11 protein-coding genes are annotated in these 19,711 nt (G+C 67.1%); 7 read left to right on the forward strand and 4 right to left on the reverse strand.

The genetic code is table 11. The features are described from left to right. Window positions 1–96 precede the first annotated feature (96 nt). From QN413_RS24505 to QN413_RS24525, 5 genes are all read left to right on the forward strand, one after another. Window positions 97–1,971, forward strand: a complete 1,875-nt coding sequence (locus QN413_RS24505; protein WP_323499220.1) for a hybrid sensor histidine kinase/response regulator — start codon at window positions 97–99, stop codon at window positions 1,969–1,971. A 160-nt stretch (window positions 1,972–2,131) separates the two neighbouring features. Further along, window positions 2,132–3,223 carry an ABC transporter substrate binding protein gene (locus QN413_RS24510; protein WP_323499251.1) on the forward strand — a complete coding sequence of 364 codons (1,092 nt, stop codon included), beginning with the start codon at window positions 2,132–2,134 and terminating at the stop codon, window positions 3,221–3,223. After that, on the forward strand, window positions 3,220–5,211 hold the full coding sequence (locus QN413_RS24515; RefSeq protein ID WP_323499221.1) for an ATP-binding protein: 1,992 nt from the start codon (window positions 3,220–3,222) through the stop codon (window positions 5,209–5,211). Before QN413_RS24510 ends, QN413_RS24515 begins: the two co-directional genes overlap by 4 nt. Window positions 5,212–5,221: 10 nt before the next feature. Then, window positions 5,222–5,998, forward strand: a complete 777-nt coding sequence (locus QN413_RS24520; RefSeq protein WP_323499222.1) for a hypothetical protein — start codon at window positions 5,222–5,224, stop codon at window positions 5,996–5,998. Next, window positions 5,995–6,864 (forward strand): FkbM family methyltransferase, encoded by an 870-nt coding sequence (locus tag QN413_RS24525; protein WP_323499223.1) that lies wholly within the window; start codon window positions 5,995–5,997, stop codon window positions 6,862–6,864. The genes QN413_RS24520 and QN413_RS24525 overlap by 4 nt, the downstream gene beginning before the upstream one ends. On the opposite strand, the gene QN413_RS24530 is transcribed toward QN413_RS24525, so the two are convergent. The 3 genes from QN413_RS24530 to QN413_RS24540 are packed head-to-tail and all read right to left on the reverse strand — an operon-like array spanning window position 6,861 to window position 15,974. After that, the gene (locus QN413_RS24530) at window positions 6,861–12,164 is read right to left on the reverse strand and encodes a filamentous hemagglutinin N-terminal domain-containing protein (RefSeq protein ID WP_323499224.1); all 5,304 of its coding nucleotides are present in this window, start codon (window positions 12,162–12,164) and stop codon (window positions 6,861–6,863) included. The genes QN413_RS24525 and QN413_RS24530 overlap by 4 nt on opposite strands. 13 nt (window positions 12,165–12,177) lie before the next feature. Then, on the reverse strand, window positions 12,178–13,878 hold the full coding sequence (locus QN413_RS24535) for a ShlB/FhaC/HecB family hemolysin secretion/activation protein (protein WP_323499225.1): 1,701 nt from the start codon (window positions 13,876–13,878) through the stop codon (window positions 12,178–12,180). Next, window positions 13,875–15,974 (reverse strand): CHAT domain-containing tetratricopeptide repeat protein, encoded by a 2,100-nt coding sequence (locus QN413_RS24540; protein WP_323499226.1) that lies wholly within the window; start codon window positions 15,972–15,974, stop codon window positions 13,875–13,877. The genes QN413_RS24535 and QN413_RS24540 overlap by 4 nt, the downstream gene beginning before the upstream one ends. A 417-nt stretch (window positions 15,975–16,391) precedes the next feature. Here QN413_RS24540 and QN413_RS24545 point away from each other — a divergent pair, with 417 nt between their 5' ends. Then, a complete protein-coding gene (locus QN413_RS24545; protein ID WP_323499227.1) occupies window positions 16,392–16,841 on the forward strand; it encodes a hypothetical protein in 450 nt (149 codons plus the stop codon). A 28-nt stretch (window positions 16,842–16,869) separates the two neighbouring features. Beyond that, entirely contained in the window at window positions 16,870–17,253 is a 384-nt protein-coding gene (locus tag QN413_RS24550; protein WP_323499228.1) for a hypothetical protein, read from the forward strand. Window positions 17,254–17,285: 32 nt separating this feature from the next. Here the strand turns inward: QN413_RS24550 and QN413_RS24555 are convergent, their stop codons facing one another. Then, window positions 17,286–19,691: a sensor histidine kinase gene (locus QN413_RS24555; RefSeq protein ID WP_323499229.1), complete on the reverse strand. Its 2,406-nt coding sequence runs from the start codon at window positions 19,689–19,691 to the stop codon at window positions 17,286–17,288. Window positions 19,692–19,711: the final 20 nt, after the last annotated feature.

Consider the following 19,711-nt stretch of genomic DNA (forward strand, 5'->3'; position numbering starts at 1 on the left):
GCGGCAGTGGGGGCGGCTGTGGCAGGGGCCTGCATTGGGGCTGTTCAAAGGGGGACTGTGCGGAACACAATTAGATACCAACTCGGCCACAGATTCGTGACGTTTTTCTCGCGTTTGCCCCGCCTGTCCCTTGCGCAACAGCTCGTGTTGCTGGCACTGCTGCCCGCGACGGTTGCCACGCTGGGCGCGATCGGCGTGCTGACCGGTCAGCACCTGACGAGCGTGACCGACCTGATGCGCGCCAATGCGCAGACCGTGGCGCTGCAGGTCGCGACGCTGGCGCAACAGCCGCTGACCCACCTCGACCGGCGGGCCCTGCTGCGCACGGCGCAGTCCGGCATCGCGCAACCGCACGTGCAACAGGTGCAGATCTGGTCGGAGGACGGCGAAATCGTCGCCAACTCCGAGACGGTCGATCGCACGCGAGACGAGGGCTTACGCGCCGTGGTGCCGATCGTCGGAGAAGACGGTGCGCGCATCGGCAAGGTGATGGTCGAGATCAGCCTCGACGCGGTGCATGCGGTGCGCAAGGCGGTGTGGTTCAACGTGCTGGTGGTGCTGGCCGCCAGCCTGGCGGGCGTCGGGCTCGCGGGGTGGTGGGCGGCGCGTCGTATCAGCGCACCGATCAAGGCGCTGGGTGAAGCCGTCGACCGGCTCGGCGCCGGCGAAGACGCCAGCGTGTCGGTCGAAGGCTCGACCGAAGTGCGTCGACTTCAGCGCGGCTTCAATCAGGCGGCGAGCGCACTGGTGCAAAGCCAGCGCATGCTGCAAAGCCGCATCGGCGACGCCACCGCCGAGCTCGCGCGCAAGAACGAGCAGCTGGAAATCGCGAGCCAGGCCAAGACGCGTTTGCTGGCCGCTGCCAGCCATGACCTGCGGCAACCGCTGCACGCACTCACGCTGTTCTCCGACGGGCTTGCCAACGGCGAAACCGATCCGTCGCGGCTGCAGCGCATCGAGCACATCAAGGAATGCGTCGACTCGCTCGACCGGCTTTTTTCGGAGCTGCTCAATCTGTCGCAACTCGATGCCGGCGTGCTGCAGCCGCAATGGACCGACTTTCCGCTGGACCGCCTTTTCGACGAAATCAGCCGCAACTTTCGCGCGGTGGCCGAGCAGCAGAACCTGCGGCTGGTGGTGCGCAAGACGGACGCATGGGTGCGCTGCGATTACGTGATGCTCTCGCGCATCCTCAACAACCTGGTGTCGAACTCGCTGCGCCATACGACAGAGGGCGGCGTGCTGATCGGCGCTCGGCGGCGCGGCAAGGGCGTCCGCATCGACGTGTGGGACACCGGCATCGGCATCGCGCCACAGCACCAGCAGAAGGTGTTCGAAGAGTTCTACCAAGTCGACCAGGGCAAGCAGGCGACCCGTGGCGCGCGCGGCATGGGCCTTGGGTTGGCGACAGTGCAGCGGCTGGCGTCTTTGCTGAACACGCGGGTCGACCTGATCTCGCGGCCGAAGAAAGGCACGTCGGTCCGCGTGCTGGTGCGCGGCGCGGCGCCCACCGCTTCGCTGGACCAACCGGTGGGCGGCACCACGCTCGGCGGGCACGACGAAGAGGCCGATCTGCACGGCGTGCGGGTGCTGGTCATCGACGACGAGCGCACCATTCTCGAAGGCCTGCAGGTGGTGCTGAGCAACTGGGGTGCCACCGTGCTGGCGGCGGCAAGCCGGGCCGAAGCGCTGGCGCTGGCCGACCGCTGGGAGAGCCCGCCCGACGTGGTGGTGAGCGACTTGTTGCTGCAGGGTGGCGACAACGGGCTCGACGTCATCACCGCGCTCGAGCGGCATCCGCGCGGCATCCGGCTGGCGACAGCACGGCTGCTGGTTACCGGAGAAACCAAGCCCGACCGGCTGCGCGAAGTGGCTGCCGCCGGAGTCGCCGTGCTCTACAAACCGGTAGCGCCGCGAGCCTTGCGACAGGCCATCGCGGCGCAGTTGGCGGCAGTGCGCGAAACGATCTGAAGCATGTCGTGCAGGTGGCTAGTCCATCGGGCATAGACCGACAGGCCGCGACCCGTTGCCGCCCGACATCGCAACGCCACCGTTGGACGCGCGACACCGGCCTTCTGCCTTATCGCGTGAAATGAGCCGGGTCCGTACATTGAGCTGCATCGTGCTGCCCATGTTTGCGAATCACCTCAGGACGCTTCTGCGTGCGTTGCGCTTCGGCGTCGGCGTTGCCTCTGTGGGCGCCGCACTGTTCGGCGGGGGTGCGCACGCCGGCGGGCTGACGGTGCTGATAGCCGACGAGACCGCGCCGCACACCGAGTTCTTGCGGCAGTTGCGCGAGACGCGAGATGCGCGCGACCCCAACAGCCGCTTCGACGTGGTGCGGATGTCGAACGGCGGCGCCGACCTGTCGACTGCCTCCGCCGCCTCGACCGCCATCGCAACCGCAACCGCTGATGAAGAGCGCAGCGTCGTGACCGGCGTGCGAACCCGCAGCATGCGCGCCAGCGCTGCCGCGAGCCCGATCGTTCCCGCCGACACCAACATCACCATGGCCGTCGGCCCGAGCGCCGCACGCGCGGCTATCGAGCGGCCGGGCCATGAGCCCTTGCTGCTCGTGATGCTGACGCGGCTCGACTACGAAGGCCTGAAAACCAGCCCCTCATTCAAGCGGCCCGACCGCCGCGTCGGCGTGCTGCTGCGCGACCCGGCCATGGCCGATCAGCTGGTGCTGGTCGATGCGGTGTTGCCTGGCAAGCGGCGGCTCGGTGTCGTTGCCACGGCCGAGTCGGAGCCGCTGCTGCGCGAACTGCAGCGCGCCGCGCAGGGCTGGGACCTGCAGATCGAATACGCGCCCGATGCCAAGTCGCTCGGCGCCGCGCTGCGTGCGGTTCTGACGCGCAACGATGCGCTGATGGTGCTGCCCGACCTCATCGGCGACAGCCAGGCCGCGACGCTCGCGGTGCTGCACGCGGGCGCCGGTGCGGGGCTCCCGGTGTTCGGCGCCAACGAAGGTCTGGTGCGCTCCGGTGGCCTGGCCGCCGCGGTGTCGACGCCATCGCAATTGGCGATGCAGGCGCGCACCATGGGCCTGAAGCTGGTGAGCGGCGCTGGCGGTAACGGTGCGGGCACCAACGCAGCCGGCGTGCTGGTCGAAGCCGCGATGCCGGCCACGGTACGCGTCAACTCGACGGTGGCGCGCGGGCTCAACTTGCGCGTGCCGGACGAGCGGGAGCTGACCGACCGGTTGACTGCCGTTCGATGACCGCGCCGAGCCCGGGTGTAGCGCACTCCGCGCCGGTGGCCGCTGCGGCGCAAGCGTCGCGCTCGCAAAGCCGTCCACTCGTCGTGCAAGGCAATCTGCAGCGCGACCTGATCCGGCTCGGCGTGGTGCCGTGCGCCGCGGTCGCCATCGCACTCACCGCGTGGTTCACCCACAGTCGCCTGCGCACGCTCGAAAGCGCTTTCGATGCCGAAGGCCAGGCGGTGGCGCGACAGGTCGCAGCCATGTCCGACCTGAGCCTGTATGCGGGCGATGTGCCGGCCCTGCAGAACGTGGCCAACGCGGCATTGCGCGGCGGCCAGGTGGTGCGCATCGAGATCAGCAACAGCGCTGGCGTCTTCGTCACCGCTGGTTCAAGCACCGCACCGATGGAGCGGCTGCGCATGTTCACCGCACCCGTTACGGTGCGCGAAGCCTCGCGTGCCAGCGCCTTCGCGCCCGAGGGCTCGACGGCCGCAGGCGATGCGCCCATCGGCGTGGTGCAGACCTTTCGCGACACCACCGAATACGGCCGCGAACGCACGCGCTCGCTGATGGCCGGCATCGGCATCGCGCTGGTGGCGTTGCTCGCCGCATGGGCGTCGGTGCGGCACATGGCACGGGCGGTGGCATCGCCATTGCGCCGCGTGTCGCGCACGGTGGCGGCGCTCGAAGCCGGTAACTTCGATGCGCGTTGCGACGTCGTCGGACGCGGCGCGACGGAGGGCGAGCAAGGCGCCCGATCGGTGCCGCGCGGCACGCACGAAGTCGCCAACCTGGCGCACGACATCAACCGGCTCGCCGAGCGGCTGCAGCGCAACCAGCAGGTCAGCGAGGAGCGCGTGCGCGAAGCCACCGCCGTGGCACTGCAGCGCATGGCCGAGGCCGAGCAAGCGGCGTTGTCGCGCGCACGTTTTCTGGCTGCGGCGAGCCACGACCTGCGGCAACCACTGCACGCGATGGGCCTCTTCATCGATGGCCTGATGCCGACTGCCACGCCAACGCAGCGGCCCGCCGTGCAACGCTTGCAGGAGAGCACCGAATTCATGGGCGTGCTGCTCGACGACCTGCTCGAAATTTCGCGCCTCGATGCACAGGTGTTGACGCCCGCCATCACCGCCGTGTCGCTCGCGATGCTGTTCGATCAGCTCGAAGCGCAGCACGCATCGCAAGCCAGCGAAGCGCGCGTGCGGCTGGTCTGGCGCGATCACGATCTGGCGGTGCGCAGCGACCCTGCACTGCTGCTGCGCATCGTCGGCAACCTCGTGAGCAACGCGGTGCGGCATGCGCCACTCGACGGCACGGTGCTGGTGATGGCGCGACGCCGCGGAGGCGCAGTGCGCATCGAGGTGCGCGACAACGGCGTCGGTATCGCGCCGATCCATCAGAGCCGCATCTTCGAAGAGTTCTACCAAGTCGCAAACACCGAGCGCGATCGGCGCCAGGGCTTCGGTCTCGGGCTGGCGATTTGCGCACGTATCGCGAGGCTGCTCGGCACCCGCATCGCGGTGCGCTCTGCCTTGCAGAACGGCAGCACCTTCAGCCTCGACCTGCCCGAAGCCCGGCTCGCCGATGTCACACCGCCGATGCCGCAACCGGTCGCGCCGTCGGCGTTGGCGCACCTGCGTTGCCTGGTGGTCGACGACGATCCGGCCATCCTCGAAAGCAGTCGCATGCTGCTGGAGCAATGGGGCTGCCAGGTGAACTTGGCCGCGACGTTCGGCGAAGCAGTGGCGCTGCTCGGCGAGCCCGGCACTCGCTTCGACGTGCTGCTGTGCGACCTGCAACTGGCAGGAGACGAAGACGGCATGACCGTCATCGAAGCCGCGCGCAAGCTGCAGCCTGATGCGCTGGCGGTGCTGGTGTCGGGCGCCACCGGGCCGGAGGTGCTGCAGCGGCTCCGGCAAGGTGGCGTCATGCTGCTGACCAAGCCGGTGGCGCCGGCCAAACTGCGAGCGTTGCTGTCGACACGTCGGCAGAAGACAGCATGACAATTCGCCGATGCTCGATCTCACCGCGCTGAAGAACATTCGTCCGTTCGTCGCAACGCCCAACTACGGCGGCGTGCTGACCTCGATCTACGTGCGCAGCCTGCTCGGGCTCGTCAACACCGCTTGGACGCACGGCATGTCGATGCAGACGCGATTTCTGGATGGCGACAGCCTCGTCACCCGCGCCCGCAATCGGCTCGTCGCCGAGTTCATGGCCGACACGCGCTGGACACATCTTTTCTGGATCGACGCCGACATCGGCTTCGAGCCGCAGGCGGCACTGCGGCTGCTGCTGTCGGGGCGCGATGTGGTGGCGGGCATCTATCCGCAGAAGCGCGATGGCTGGCCCGGCGCAGGACTCGAAGCGGCCTTGCCTGCGGGCAGCACACGCGCGGATTTCGAGGCCCGCTACGCACGCTTTCCGGTCAATGCATTGGCCGGAACGCACGCAGCCGATGCCGATGGTTTTGTCGAAGTGGCGGAGGCGCCGACCGGGTTCATGCTGATCGAGCGCAGCGTGTTCGATCGCATGGCGTCGCAGTTTTCCGAGCTGCGCTACACCCCCGATGCGAGCGACGACCCAGCCGAAGCCGGCTGGCCGCATTACCGCTTCTTCGACACGATGCAAGAGCCGGACGGCGGCCGCTACCTCAGCGAAGACTTCGCATTCTGTCGGCGCTGGCGTGCCGCAGGCGGACAGGTAGTCATCGACACGCAATCGAACCTCGCGCACCAGGGACAGCGCACCTACACGGGCAACTTCGCGCGCTACCTGTCGCACACATGAACACCACCGGCATCTACGCGCTGATCGCGCCGGCACGACTGACCGAGGTCGTCGACGTCGGCGCCAATCCGATCGACGGCGAGCCGCCCTATGCGTCGATGCTGGCGGCTGGCAGGTGCCGCGTGACCGGCTTCGAACCGCAAGCCGATGCGTTCGACACGCTGCAGGCGACCCAGGGTCCGCTGGCGCGCTATCTGCCCTACGCACTGGGCGACGGCGCCGTCCACTCGCTGCACATTTGCCGGGGCAGCGGCATGACCAGCCTGTTCGAACCCGACCCTGCGGCACTCGCGCTTTTCACCGGGCTGCAGCCGCTGGCGGAGGTGCTGCAGCGGGTGTCCATACAGACCCACCGCCTCGACGCACTCGACACCATCACGCACCTCGACCTCATCAAGCTCGACGTGCAGGGCAGCGAACTCGCGGTGCTGCAGGGCGGCCGCACGAAGCTGCGGGAAGCGGTCGCGGTGCACACCGAAGTCTCGTTCGTCACGCTGTACAAGGGCCAGCCGCCCTTCGGCGAGATCGATGGAGAACTGCGCCGCCAGGGCTTCATGCCGCATTGCTACGACCAGATCAAGCAGGCACCGATCGCACCGGCGGTGGTGCCCGGCGACGGCGGCCGCGGGTTGCGTCAACTGCTGGAGGCCGACATCGTCTACGTGCGCGATCTCACGCGCCCCGACGCCATGAGCGATGCGCAGTTGCGCCAGCTCGCCGCCATCGCGCACAGCTGCTATGGCTCTTTCGATCTGGCGCTGCGTTGCGTCGCGTTGTTGGAACAGCGCGGCACGCTGCAGGCTGGCGCGCAGCAGGCCTATGCCGCGCTGCTGGCCGCACCCGACCCCGCAGACCTCGGCCCCTAGAAGTCCGAGCAGCCGTTACGCCGCTCGGTGTCGACGCAACTCGTGAGGTTGGGCCGGGAGCGCACGCGAGACCATTCGCTGGCGAGCACGTCGCCGCCTTGCTGTGCACGCTCGCCATCCAGCGGCCCCGTGGCGAAACAGATCGGCGGCGCGCCGATATTGCGGTCGTAGATCCAGCTGTCGGGCATCTCGCGCAGCACATCGGGCTTGGGCAATCGAGACAACTGGGCCAACACGAACACCGGCGCGGTCGAAGGTGCAGGCACCGCACCGACGTTGAGCTGGCCCGGCACCACGTTGACCGCATAGCCCGCGGCCGACGCAAAGGCGCCGTTGATCGGGTACGCGCCTGGCGGGCTCGACGCGTTGGCGGGCGACGACAACGCACCGGCAAAGCTCGACCCGGTATCGCCCAATATCAACCCGGTCAGGCTGTAGATGAACGGCGGATTCGGCAAGCCACCCGGTCGAGTGGCATTGCCGATGACCACCGTGGCCGTCGGCTGCTGCGCATAGATGAAATGGTTGTCGCCCGGCGTCACGCCGACGCTGCACAACCCGAGGTACGCGCAGTGGTAGAGATTGGGCAGAGGCCCGGAGCCGCTCAGTCCGTTGCGTGTCTCGCCGATCCATGTCTGGGCCCACACCCGCCACGGTGCGCCGGCGATGGAGTTGGCCGACAGGTTCTGGAACCGCGCCGCGGCCACGAGATCGGCACCGCTGCCGCTCGTCACACTGGTGTTGAGCGAGAGGTCGCCGCTCAGCGTGCGCAAGAACACCGTATCGGCCGCCATCGAACCTGCGGTGATCGCCTGCGGCGTGTTCGACGCTGCATCGAAGCCGATGACAGACGCATTGCCGACCGTGACCGCGTTGACATCGGTGTAGTCGAAGCGTCCGGCAGCGCCGCCCGACACCACGCCGACATCGTTGGCCGCGGACGAGAGCAGCACATTGCCGCCGGTCGAACGCGCGAGCAGCGTGCCCGCGGCGATGCCGGCGCCAGCCGCCTGCGTGATGTTGCCGGCACTCAAGAGGCCGAGCTGCGGTGCGCTGACCAATGCGCCGAGCGTGATGTTGCCGCCGCCACCGTTCTGCAGCGTGAGCGGCGACACCATGGCCAGCGGCCCGACCACGTCGATGTTGCCGGCCTGCGTGTTGCTGCCGACCACGATCGAACCGGCCGTGATGCGCGTCAGTTCGTCGGCACTGACAGCGAAGCCGTTGGCCGCCGCGCCACCCAGCGTGATGGGGTTGGCGATGCGGTCGGCGGCGTTGCCTGCCGCATCGACGCCACCGGGTCGGAGGTCGAGCACGCCGCCGGCGTTGACGGCGCCGCCAACGGCCAGTGCATCGGCCGCACCGCCGCTCGCGGCGCGCAACACCACGTTGCCGCCGCCCGCCACGCGAGATGCAGGAATGGGAATGCCCGTGCCGATGGGCCCTTGAATAAAGATGCCGGCATCCGCGATCTGCGACTCGCCGGTGATTTCGATGTTGCCCGCGCCCAGCGTAGTAACGCTGCCGCCATTGACGATGCGAACACCGTTGCCGACAGGCGAGTCGGGCGTCTGTACCGCACGCAGGCCGTGCACGCTGATGTTGCCGCTGACGCTTTGGACGGTGGCGCCGTTGATCTCGACGCCGTGCCCTGCCGTGGGTGCACCGCTGCCCGACAAGGAGTTCCCGACGCCCGTGATCCGGATGGCGCCGCTGGTGGTGGAAATGCTGCTGTCCGTCCCGTTGAAGTTGGAGATCAGTTGCACGCCGGTGCCAGTGGCATTGCTGATGCCCGACAGCGTGACGTCACCGGTTGCGCTCTGGATCGTCGAGCCCGTGAGACCGACGACCGCCGGCGCCAGAAAGAAGTAAGCCCCGGGGTTGCGTGTGCCGATCAGCTGCACCGCGCCGCCTGCATTGGCATCGCTTTGCCCGACACGCGTGTCGACTTTCGCGTTGGTCAGGCACACGCCGCAGGTGGCGAACAGGCTGGTACCGGTCATCGACACGCTGCCGCCGTTGGTGGTGATCTGTCCGCTGTAGTCGACGTTGCCGCCGACGCCGCCCAGGCCGGCACTGAGCACCACGTCCAGCGCACCGCCGGTCGACTGGATCACCGTCGGGTTGAAGGCCGTGATGCCCGCGTTGGCGTCGATCTCGAACTTCACCGGCGCACCTGCGCTGGTGCGCTGGATGACGGTGTTGAGGCCGAAGGTGACGTTGCCGACCGTGGTCGGCGCCGGCGTGCCGGTGGTGATGGTCACGCCGGTGTTGTTGTCGAGCGCGAAGTTGATGTCGCCGTCCTGCACGGTGGATGCAACGAGCGGCACGAATGGATTGGTCGGCAATGTGCCTGCGGCAGCGCCGTGGGCGATGGTGACATCCACCGGGTCGATCACCCAACTTCCGGCCTGGCCGGCCGATGCCGAGGCATCTACCCGAATCCCTTGCAGCTGCAACGCGGGCGCCGAGGTTTCGATGCGGCCACCATTGCCGCCTGCCGAACCGCCCCGCGCAGAAAGGCGGCCGTTCGCATAGAGCGACTTGTCGCCGACCACGTCGATGCGACCGGCATTGCCGACGGCCGACGTCGCGCTTGCGTTCAGCTCGACCGTGTCGCCGATCACCACGATGCCGCTGGCGTTGACGCCGCCGACGGCCGTGCCGGTGACAGCGATGTTTCCCGATTGCCCGGCGCCGCCGCTGTCGATGACCGCCGCGGTGCCGCTGCCGGCGATCACGACGTTCCGTCCGCTGATCGCGATGTTGCCGCCCGCCATGGTCTGGCTGCGCGTCGACAGCAGGGTGCGTGGCTGCGCGCCAAGAATCGATTCGCCCGGCGGCTGGATGCCGAAGGTCGGGCCTGCGTCACCACCGAATTGCGCCAGCGCCACATCGCTGCCACGACCATTGATCGTGATGCGCCCCCCTTCGGCCTGAAGGCCGTTGGACGCGTTGGCGCGAACCACCACACCGAAGGCGTCGTTGGCATCGAGCGTGAGCACGGGCGCCTTGTTGCCGGTGACCGAGAAACCGCGGCTGCCCGCCGTTCCCAGCAGGTCGAGCGACTTGCCTGCCCCTACGACGATGCTCGAATCGGCCATCGTGACGCCGTTCGATGCATCGAACGTGCTCCCCGCGCCGTTGTTCGCTGCGGCCGCGGCCGTCTGAAAGGCCGCTTGGTTCATCAGGCCGGTAAGGTCGGCACCGCTGCCGTCGAGCCGGACGTTGCCGCCGGTCGCGATGCCGGCCTGCGCCAGTTCGATACCCGAGCCGCCGTTGACGTTTTGCAGCGTGCCGCTGGTTTCGCCGGCCGTCCAGCTTCGGGTGCTGCCGACCAGCGTGATGTCGCCACTGGAAGATCGCAACGACGAGGGTGTCGTGAAGGCTTCGCCGAAGAGGCCGGTGATCGTCACGCCGGTTTGCGCCAGCCCGCCGCGGCCGTCCATTGAAATGGTGCCGCTGCCGGTCTCGAAGCTGCCGCCATCGACGCGCACGCCCGGCCCCGCCACCACGGTCTGGCCCGTACCACCCGCGGTCGCGCCTTGCCCGCGCACCAGGATGCTGCCGCTGCCACCGCATACGCCGCCCGCCTGCGCGCACGTCGAGATGGCGCTGTCGGAAATGGTGACGCCGTTGACCACGCCGCCGCCGCTGCTCGAAGTGGCGCCCAGTGCGCGTCCGTTGACCGCATCGCTCTGCCCGTAGAGCCGCAGGTTCCCGCCAGCGGTTTCGATGCGGGTGCCGGAGATGGAGATATTGCCGACCCGCTGGTTGTTGTCGTTGCGGTCGGTCACGGCCGGTGTGGCGGGCAACAGCACGCCGCTGGCGTCGGCATTGAAATCGATGTTGAGCGCGCCGGCGGTCGAGCGCAGTGCCGAATTCGCGTCCATGACAACGCTTCGATCCGAGTTGACGGTCAACTGCGATGCACGGCCTTCGGTCTTGATGACTTGCGAGCCGTTGTCGAACTGCACGCCGCCGCCAAAGTTGGCGACCTGCTGCGGCAGCGCATGCGAAGCCAGCACCACATCGGTGGCGCGACCCATCGTGGCCCCCAATGTCGAATCGGCGAGCTTCGATGTGCCGAAAGGCTGGATGGCAACCGAGGCGTCGGGGATGGGGTCGGCCTGGGTGACGACCAGCGTGCGGCCCGAATCCAGCGTCCAGTTGCCGTTGGCGCCGCTGCCACCGTGCGCATCGATCACGACGCCTCGGCCGACTTCGACGATGGCGGCTTGGGTCGTGATGCTGCCGCCGGCCGTGGCGCCGCCCGCATTCAACGTGCCGGCGGCAATGCGCAGCAAAGGCGCGCGCACGTCGATGCGGCCGCCCGCCACTCCGGCCTCGACACCGCTCACGTCGAGTTGACCCCCCGACATCACGATGGCATTGCCGACCGCGCCGCCGCTGCTTCCAAGAATGATCTCGCCGCCCCGGTTGCTGATGGATTGCGCGCGCACGATCCCCGCCTGGTTGACCACAGTTTCAGCGGCGCTCGATGCGCCCACCATGACCACGCGGCCGCCGCTGGCCGACAGCACGCCACTGGCCGCGTTCTCGGCCCTGGCGCTGGCGGCTAACACGGTCGGGTCGACATGAAAGCTGGTGAGGCCGTCGCCGTCGAAGTCGAGCGTGACCCGCTGCCCGGCCGCCAGCCCGATGGACCCGCGCGCCACGTTGATCGAACCTTCGTTGCGCGCCTGGGCGCCTATGAGCGCAACGATGCCGCCATCGGCGGCGGTGATGGTGCCCTGGTTGAGTACCGTGCCGGCTTTTCCGACGGGGAGCTCGAACGCGAATTGCTTCGACGTGCCCGACATGAAGCCGCTGAACTGCGCGTCATCGACCATGTTCAACGTCGAAGCCACCAGGCCACCCACGCTTACCTGCGAGGTGCTGGAGAAAGTGACGCCATTCGGATTGACCAAGTAGACCTGCCCATTGGCGTTGAGTTGGCCCTGGATTTGTGAGGCTTGCGCGCCGGTCACCCGGTTGAGCAGCACGCTCGTCGGCCCCTTGTCCTGAGCGATGTTGACGCGGTCCAGCGCACCGATGGAAAAGGTCTGCCAGTTGAGGACAGCGCGCTGCGACGTTTGGTTGATGCCCAGCGCAAGGCCGCCGTTTGGCAAGGCAATGGGCGCGCCCACGGTGGCCGCGCCTGCACCCAGGGTGGCGTTGGTCGGCACGGTCTGCGCGCCGGCCGGCGCCATGCCGATGCAGGCCAGCGACAGGGCCAGCGGACGCAATCGCCAATGCGACGGACGCCTCGTTCGGAGGGACGAAGAAGTTTTTTTCATGCGAATCGTCCCGTCAAAAACTCTTCTGCGCCTGCACGAACAAGCGCGGATTGCGGCCACCGCCGTCGGACTGTGCAGGACGCGTGCCGTCGCGCCAGGCGAGCGTCGCGTTGATCGCGAAGTTGCCTGAACGCGCCCATGACACGCCGAGGCCATAGCCGCGCAAGCTGATGTTGTTCGGCCCGTCGAAGGCGGTCGGACTGCGCGCGTATTTGCCGCGCGCAGCGTCGTAGAAAGCGAACGGACTGAGCTCGGCGTTGTACGACCAGCGCCATTCGACGGTGCCGATCAGGCCCTGGTCGACCAATGCTTCGGACGACGAATAGGCCCGCACCGCGCGCGCGCCACCGAGCGACAGTTTTTCCGACGCATCCAGGTTCTTGCTAGCGGCTTGACCGCCGACCGACAGGTACAGCGAATGCCGATCGACGATCGATTGCAGGCGCGACAGCTGGAACGTCCCCTTGCTGAAACTGCCCTCGGTATGGCGACCCGCACTGCTCGCGTCGTTTTGCAGGCTGATCTCGTCTTCGATGCGCAGCGAGCCGCGGTACAGCGTGCCCGAGCTGGCCCAGTAGCCGCCGCCCAGCACGTCGTCGCGGCGCTCCCATGTCCAGCCGAGGCCAAGGCCATGCACCTTCTTTTTCGATGTGAAGTCGACGGCGCGCATTTCGTCCGTCAGGTTTTTTGTATCGGCCGTGAGCCGCAAGAAGAGGTTCTGCTGCCGCTGCCGGATCAATGGATAGTTGAGCGCGAAATCGAGCACGTTGGCGGTGCCCCTGGCATCGAGGTCGACGAAGTTTCCGCCCAGCGCATAGGCCACGCGCGACAGCCCGATGCCGGCGCGCAGGCCGCTGGTGCCGATGGGTGCTTCGTACGCGAGACGGCCGAACTGCAACGCATTGCTGTTGGAAACCATCACCCGCAGGTCGAGGTTGTCGCCGATGCCGAAAGGGCTCAGCCAGCGTGCCGTCCCGCCGACCCGGTAGCGGCCCGATTCGAGCGTCCCGTGGTTATCCGCCTCGGCGGTAAAGGCCCAGCGCGGCACAGCCACGACGTCGACCGACAGATCGGTGGTGCCGGTCTGGGTGCCTTCCTGCAAGCCCGACGACACACGGATGCCGGGCTGGTCCGACAGCAGCAGCATCGATCGCTCATAGACCGGTGCATTGACCGCTTCGCCAACCGCGAGCCCGCTCAGGAATCCACGCACACGTGCTTCGCTCATCGGCGCGTCGGCGGCAACGTTGACCTCCACCTTGCCCAACCGCCCTTCGATGATGCTGATCTCCACGATGCCATCACGCACCGCCTGCACCGGCACGATGGCGGTCGCCAAAAAGTAGCCCCGCGCCCGGTACTGCGCGGTGATGGCCTGCGCCAAGGCTTCGAGGTCGCCGAGCGTCACGTCGCGCCCGATGTAGGGCTGCGTCACGCTCTTGAGTTCGTCACTCGACAGCGTCTGCGCGCCATTCAGGCGAAGGTCGTTCAGCCGGAAGGCGGTCACTGTCGGCGTTGGCGCGACGGGCAGTGACTGGCTGTTCGGGTTGGTGGCCGAACCAGTAGACCCAGCCTGTGCCACCGGCCGATCGCACCTGCTGCACGGGTCCTTGGTCGGCAGAAGCGGCAGCACAGCATCGGCAGCGTGCGACAGTTGCGCGTAATGAGCGCCGAAGGCCATCAGCATCGAGATCAGGAGTGGCGAGCGCTTCATGCTCCGGCTCCTCCGACCGTTAGGCGCCAATTGCCGATCAGGTTGAACGGGGCCCAGAAAAATGGATGCGACATGCGCGGGTTCTTCAAGACGGCCAATTGGCCTGCCTGCATGGCAAGCTGCACGTCACGGCCTTTGGAGAGCTCGGTGTAGAGCGTTGTCATCAGCACCTCGGTGGCGTCGTCGGACACCGGCCAGAGCGAGGCGATGAGACTCGATGTGCCGGCCGACAGAAACGACCGCGTGAAGCCGAGCACTTCGTCGCCTTGCGCGATACGGCCCAGGCCCGACTCGCAGGCAGAGAGCGTGACGAGCGCAGTGCCCTGCATCGGCAGTCCCAGGATTTCGTGCGCTTCCAAGAAGTTCTGCTTGCCGTTTTCGTTGGCCAGCAAGATGCGCGAATAGAGCGGATCGATCTGGTCGGCCTCGGCATGTGCCGCGACGTGCATCAGCGGAGAGCGCGATGCGATATCGCGAAACTGCGTCTTGGTGGCGGCCGCGCCGATGTAGAGGTTGTTGCGCGGGAACAGTTGCGCCAGTTGCTTGACCTCGATCTCGGCGCCGGGCAGCTCGTACTTTTCGTCGATGCGTGGATTGCCGAAAGCGGTGAGCGATGCCGATACGCGCGGGCTGCGTTGCGCAAGTTGCACCGCGATGCTCATCGATGGAGAGACCGACACCGGATGCGTCTCGATCACGTAACGACCGTTCAGCCGCAGCGCCTGGAATGGCAGGTAATGCAGCGGCCCATGCGGGACCACGATCAGCCGCTGGCCGTCTTGCAAGTCGAGCGGCCCCAGCAGTTGCGCGCCCAGCTTGTCGGCGGTGGCGATGGCGGTGCGCCGGCCGCGCACGACGGAATTGCGAAACGACTCGACCGCTTCGGTGAGGTCGTCGCGCGAAATGGCGACGCTCTTCTCGGCGATGGCGGTCGGGCTCACCACCCACACCTGCAAACGGTCGGGCAGGGAGTGGAACTGCACCACGCGCTCGTCGGGCCTGAGCGTCTTTTGCAGCGTCGCGAGGTCGACCGTTGCCACAGCTTCGCCCGACACCGCAGCACGGCCGCGCACCGCGTCGAGCAGCGCACGCGAGCGGCTGTGCTCGCTAACTTCGAAGGCCTGCCGTGCATCGCCGACATCGCCGTACAAGCCGATGGCACGCTCGAACACCGACTGCAGATCGGAGAACAAACCCATCTTGAATTCTTCGCTGCGAAAGCGCGAGCGCACTGCGTCCACACCGCCGAGCGCATGGCCGACGGCATCGGCCGCCGCCTGCTTCTGGCCCAGCGCCAGCTCGCTGCGGGCCACGCCGTCCCATGCCCAGAGCTGGTAGTAGCCGGTGTCTGTGCCGACAGTGCGCGTGGTGAGTTGCCGGTACAAATCGCGCGCTTCGGCCGGCTTGTTTTCGGCCAGCAGCAGGCGGGCGCGGGTGCGGTCGAACTGGGCTGCGAGCGACGGCTCCTTGGCAGGCGCGATGGTGCCGATGACTTCGCGCGCGCGCACCGCATCGCCCGACTCGATCAACGCATTGACCAGCGACGACTTGACCAGCGGCATGTAGCGCTCGGAGCTGTTGGCCAGCGCGACGTCGTAGCTGCGCACCGCGCCCGAATAATCGCCGCGGCGCGTCTGCACATCGCCCAACACCTTGTTGGCGGGACCGACCACCAGCTTGGGTTCGCGCGCCGGGTACTTGAGCGCCTCGCGGGCAAAGTCTTCGGCCTTGTCGAGTTGGCCCGAGTAGCTGTAGACGATGGCCAGATCGCGGTTGGCCATCGCGAGCAGGTTGGGGTCTCTGGTGGTGTTGGCCAGGTGCAGCGCCTTGCTGGCGGCCCGCACGCTTTGCCGGAATTCACCGGCCTCGGCGAGCGCGACGGCCTGGCTGCAATATTGATAGCCCGACAGCTTGACGGCATCGTTGGCGTACAGCACGGCGCCGTCGTTGGTGAGCGCGAACAGCGTGTCGGTGTCGGCGAGGCGGGCTTGTTCCTGTTTGCTGGCAGCGGCCTCTGCGTCGAGGACCTGCTGTGCCGATGCGGGTTGCAATGGAGTCAAGGACACCAGGACCACCACGATCGCATTCAATGCCATTTCACGCGCAATCCATCGGCGCGCGATGCATGCCCCACCCACCTTCGAATACCGTTCCATTCGACCCCCACGCGCGGCCCTCAGTTCCGCGCTGGCGGTACTTCGACGCCGCGAAAATGCGCGCCTCTCAGACCTCGTCCGGAAAGTCTAGGGAGGGGTGCACGACCCGCCTATTCGCAAGAAGGTCTAGCGCTTAAGGGCTATGGAGGTGACCTGTCGGACGACGTGGATCGCTTCGCAATGGTTCAGGCATTCAACGCAATTCATCACGGATCGGGCGATCCGCCCCCGAAAGCAAACGTCAATCAATGGTTTCCGCCCGCATTCAAAGGTCGCGCCTTTTCAGGCGGCCAACAATCTGTTCAACCCCCGGTAGCCCTTTTGGTTACTGCGTGCCGACACCTGATGGAGCTGCTCATGAACTGCCTTTTCGCCCCACTTTCGGAAGCCACCACAAAGCCGATGCAGTACCGCTGTGCCGACAACGCGTCCAGGGAAGAAGCCAGCGCGTTGATTCAGGCTGCAGCCCTGGCGTTGCAGGATGCGATGGCCGCTGTGCGGGAGCAGACGGGCTCGCATGCCTTGTCCACCGCCACCACGGCAGGCACCGAGATCACGCGTTCCGAGATGGACGCCATCGAGCTGTGCATGACCTCGGTCGGTGGCCTGCTGGAAATCACCAACGCTTTGGTGCGGCCCACGTCTGTCGCGCCGACGCCGCTGGAGCGGGCGCTGAGCTGGAAGCAGCTGGCCGAAGACGCCAAGGGTGCCGGCCGCGCCGCCTACCGCGCGGTGCTCATCCTGACCGACCCATCGGCCAATGCGCCCGACGCGCAACGTCGGTCGGACGCGAGGTTCGCGCATTGACCGCATGGCGAACTCTGTAGCAAACACAATGAACAACAAGGACTCGATTCATCCGTCGCCTCTCGATGGCTTGGATGTCATTTGCGGTGAAGAGAACATCGGCAGCGTCGAAGCGCTCGATGCAGCGCAGGCGCGCCACGCTTCCAATCTCACGCTGCTGCAACACTGGCGCGCCATTCAAGACGACGGCATCACGGCAACGGCGTTCATCGCGTTCCTCAAGCCGCTCGCCGATCTGGACGGCATCACGGTTTCGCACTTCTACGCGCGCCTGGACCAGGCCGGGGACGATCGCGCCTCGGCGTTGGTGCAAACGGATGGCGAGTCCGGCCAATCGACAACCAAGAACCTGACCTTCGTACTCAACACCGAAGGCGGCATCTCAGTGGAAAGCAACTTCGTCGAGCTGTAGACCCACCGCATCGATCGTCGGCCTCGATCGATTCAGGTAGCGGGCCAGGCAGCGCGCTCGGGCAGCGACGGTGTCGCCATGCGCTGAATGCGATCGAAATCGAGTGCCGACAAGGCAGCGCGCACGGCGGCGACAAACCCGCTGCATTCCGGTTGTGCCATCAGCGTTTGCGCCAGCCAATCGTCGATCGCACTCCACTGGCCGTCGCCTGCCAGGCGATGCAGCCGTGCCAGCGCATCGGCGGTCGGAAAATCACCGGGCTCGCCGATCGGCATGGGCGATGCAGTGGGCGCAACCGGCGCTGCGGGCGCGCTGGGACTCGCCGGTGTAGCAGCCGGCAAAGGCTCGGCCTCCGGCACCAGCAACTCGAATCTGAAACGACACCCACGTCCCGCGTCGCACCGCAGCGACAGCTCGCCGCCCATGCGTTGCACGATGCGCTGCGCGATGAAGAGTCCGAGTCCGAGACTGCTTTGCCCGGCAGCGCCACCGCTGCCAGGAACCCCCGGTGCGCCGTCGACCGGCTGGGCCTGCTCGAAGCTGTCGGCGGCCCGAGCGAGGTCTTCGGCTTCGACCCCCGTTCCGGTGTCGGTCACTTCGAAACTCAATCGCCAGGCGCCGTCGCCACCGTCGCCTCCCTCGGTTTCGCGCCGCGAGCCGACGCGCAGGCTGATGCAGCCATCGCGCGCGAACGTTCCGGCGTTGGCCAGCAAGTGAAGCAGCACCTGTTGCAACCGCGCTGCATCGATCAGCACCCAGCGCGGTCCGGCCGGGTCGGGCACGAAAATGAACGCGTTGCGCTGCTGCGCTGCGAAGCTCGCCGCGTGCTGCGTGACGGCATCCAGCAGGCCGGCCAGGTCGACCGCAGTCGGATTCAACGTGAGCTGGTCGCGCTCGCCGCGCGCATGTTCGAGCAGCTCGTCGATCAGCGTGAGCTGGTAGGTCGCCTCGCGCTCGATGGTGTCCAGGTGGCTCTCGCGGCCGACGCGGGACGACGGTTCGTCGTACCGCATGAGACGTGCATAGCCGACGATGGTGGCAAGCGGCGCACGCAGGTCGTGGCCGATGAAAGACATGATGCGGACCTGCTTCTGGTAGTTGCTTTCGGCTGCGGCCAGCGCGGTGTTGAGGGCCCGCGTCTGACGCGCCACAGCACGGCGCAGACGATGGTGCTGGCGGCTCAAGAGGTCGATCATCCTTTGCTGGATCTGCTGACGCTGTTGTGAGGTCTGGTAGGCCCACACCGCCAGCGCGACCAGCGCGGCGACAGCGGTCGTGAACCCCGTCGCGTAGTTGCGAACGCCTGCCAGCATGGGCGGCAGCGCGCCCTGCAGTCCCACGGTGCGAATGCCCACGCTCAGCAGCGCGAACAAGATGGCGCAGAGCAGCAGCTTGTGGTGGCCGCCTTCGCGACGCACGTACAGGTAGCCCGCAACGATGAGGCTGCCGACGATGAGCAACGACACGCCGAGGTTGATCTGGGTGAAGACGTAGTAGTTGCCGACGAGCATGCCCACGCACACCGCGCACTGCACTCCAGCCAGCGCAATGAAGTAGCCACGCCCCCCCGTGGGCCGGGTTCGCAATCGAAGCGTCAGGCTGTGCAGATAGAACATCAGCACCAGCACGCATGCGCCTCCCAGGACGCCGGGCGCACGCGAAGCCCATACGGGGCTTTCCGGCCAAAGATAGAAGCGCGTCAAGCCGCGGAACGACCCCTCATACAGGGCGAGGATCGCGAAACCGGCGCACTGCCAGCCCATCGTCCCGCTGCGCGACAGCAGCCAGAGCACGAGCGAATACGCGGCCATCATCAGCAGGCCGCCGATGAGCGCACCGTCCTTCAACGCATCGCGCGTTTCACGGTCGAGCCAGGCATCGGCCGGATAGAGCCAGGGCTGGATCTGCATGCTCGATGCACTGGCAATTCGCACCAGCACTTCGGCGCGCTGGCCCGGGTCGAGGTTGATCGGCAGCAGAGGCTCGCGCCGCGCGGGCTCCTGCTCGCTGACCCTGACCGCGGTGCCGGCGCGACTGTGCTGCCAGCCGGCGGGCTCCGCGCCAGGGATGTTCCAGTAGAAATCGACGTACTGCAGTCGAGGTGAACGCAGCAACAGTCGCAAGCGTTGCTCGCTGCCGGCGTCGTTGGCGATGCGCAGGCGCAGCCACCAGGCCGACTGCGAGAAGCCTGGCTGGAGCAGGCTCGTCGTGGCCGGAACGAAGTGCGACGAAGCGCCCGAGACCGCGGCCGGCTGCAAGGGGTCTGCCTTGGCCAGTACGTCCTCCAAAGAGAGCCTGCTAGTGGCGTCTTCGAGTATCTGGATGCGGCTGGTGAGCGACATCGGCCAGTGGGCATCCGCGGCCTGCACTGTATCGGGGGATGGCGTTGCCACGCTTGCAGCGATTGCGGTGTTGGCCGCTGCGAACGTAGAAAGCATCGACAGCGCCGACAACGCAG

The organism is Variovorax sp. LG9.2 (assembly GCF_035018885.1).
GTDB lineage: Bacteria > Pseudomonadota > Gammaproteobacteria > Burkholderiales > Burkholderiaceae_C > Variovorax.